Consider the following 2,020-nt stretch of genomic DNA (forward strand, 5'->3'; position numbering starts at 1 on the left):
CGCGCCGACCAGCGGGCGCGGCTCGGCACCCCGGGCCGGCCCGGCCGGCGGGCGTGACGGGCGGGCGTGACGGGCGGGCGGGCGTGACGGGCCGGCCGGGTCAGCAGGCGTAGCCCGCGTCGCGGGCGAGGTGGCGGCCGATCACCATCCGCTGGATCTGGTTGGCGCCCTCGAAGATCTGCATCACCTTCGCCTCCCGCATGTACCGTTCCACGGGATGGTCGCGGGTGTAGCCGTCGCCGCCGAGCACCTGCACCGCGTCCGCCGTCACCCGCATCGCCGCGTCGGTCGCGGCGAGCTTGGCGATGGACGCCTGCCGCGCGAACGGCAGCCCGCGGTCCTTGCGCCGGGCGGCCTCCAGGTACCCGGCGCGGGCCGTCTCCACGGCGGCGGCCATGTCGGCGAGCAGGAACGCGATCCCCTGGTTGGCGATGACCGGGCGGCCGAACTGGCCGCGCCCCGCCGCGTACCGGACGGCGTGGTCCAGCGCGCCCTGCGCGAGCCCGACCGCGCACGCGGCGATGCCGAGCCGCCCGGCGTCCAGCGCCGCCGCCGCGATCGGGTAGCCGCAGCCCTCGTCGGCGATCCGCCAGTCCTCGGGCACCCACGCGCCGTCGAAATGCAGCCGCGCCGTCGTGGACGCGGTGAGCGCCATCTTCCGCTCCGGCGGCCCGAACCGCAGGCCGTCCATGCGGCCCTCCACCAGGAAGCAGGTCAGGCCGCCCGGCTCGCCGGACGCGCGGGCGAACAGCACGTAGAAGTCGGCCTCGCCGCCGTGCGTGATCCACGTCTTGGTGCCGGTGATGCGGTAGCCGTCGCCGTCCGGGACCGCGAGCGTGCTGAGGCCCGCCGCGTCCGGCCCGGCGTGCTCCTCGGCGAGCGCGTACCCGCCGAGCAGGTCGCCCTCCAGCAGCTCGGGCAGCTGCTTGCGCTGCACGTCGGTGCCGCAGGCGTACAGCGGGAAGCACGACAGCGTGTGCACGCTGACGCCGACCGCGACCGACGCCCACACCGCCGCGATCTCCTCCAGCACCTGGAGGTACACCTCGTACGGCTGTCCGCCGCCGCCGAGGTCGGGCGGGTAGGGCAGGCCGAGCAGCCCGGCGCGGCCCAGCATCCGGAAGATCTCGCGCGGGAACGTCCCGGCCTCCTCGGCGGGCGCGGCGCGCGGAGCCAGCTCGCGGCGGGCGATGTCGCGGGCGAGCGCGACCACGTCCGCCGCCTCGGGCGAGGGGAGCATGCGATCTGCGGGCATGCCCACATCATGGCTGATCAGAGCCCTTGTCGCGGGCGGAGCGGAAATGGTCTCCGCTTTGTTCGGTTTGGTTCCGGGAACAAAAACGCCCGAGCGTGGTAAACCTTCCGCGCCCGCGTTCGTCTCTGCTCCGTGATCCACCAGCAGACGACAGGGGCCGTCACGGTGCCGCGCGCGCGACCCGGCGACGGGTACGAGGAACTGTTCACCGCCCACTTCTGGGGACTGGTCAGGCTCGCGACCCTCCTCGGCGCCGACGACGCCGAGGACGTGGTCCAGGACGCGTTCGTCCGGCTGCACCGCAGGCGCCGCGCCCTGCGCGACCAGAACGCCGCGCTCGCCTACCTGCGCTCGAGCGTGTGCAACGCGTCCCGCAGCCGGCTGCGGCACCTGCGGATGGCGCGGCGCAGGCACGCGCAGCTCGCGGCGCCGCAGGACGCCCGGTCCGCCGAGCACGAGGTCGTGCGGGACGAGGACGTCCGCGCGCTGCTCGCCGCGGTCGCGGACCTGCCCGGCCGGCAGCGCGAGGTGCTGGTGCTGCGCTACTGGCTCGACCTGAGCGAGCGCGAGACCGCCGCGACCCTGGGCATCGCCCCGGGCACGGTGAAGGCCCACGCCGCCCGCGCCATCGCGGCGCTCGGCAGGCGCCTGAAGGACGAGGAGGCGACATGAACGGCATCGAGGAACGGCTGAGGGACGCGTTCGGCGCGCGGGCGGAGACCGTCCGGCCGCATCCGGGAGCCCACGCGGAGAACGCCCGCCGGC

At 75.4% G+C, this 2,020-nt stretch carries 2 protein-coding genes; one reads left to right on the forward strand and one right to left on the reverse strand.

Annotation, left to right across the window (positions count from 1 at the left end):
* Positions 1–100: 100 nt before the first annotated feature.
* Positions 101–1,255 carry an acyl-CoA dehydrogenase family protein gene (locus F9B16_RS50215; protein WP_151547316.1) on the reverse strand — a complete coding sequence of 385 codons (1,155 nt, stop codon included), beginning with the start codon at positions 1,253–1,255 and terminating at the stop codon, positions 101–103.
* 132 nt (positions 1,256–1,387) lie between these two features.
* Between F9B16_RS50215 and F9B16_RS50220 the strand changes: the two genes are divergently transcribed.
* Positions 1,388–1,927, forward strand: a complete 540-nt coding sequence (locus F9B16_RS50220; RefSeq protein ID WP_225992692.1) for an RNA polymerase sigma factor — start codon at positions 1,388–1,390, stop codon at positions 1,925–1,927.
* Positions 1,928–2,020: the final 93 nt, after the last annotated feature.

Source organism: Actinomadura montaniterrae (assembly GCF_008923365.1).
Taxonomy (GTDB): domain Bacteria; phylum Actinomycetota; class Actinomycetes; order Streptosporangiales; family Streptosporangiaceae; genus Spirillospora; species Spirillospora montaniterrae.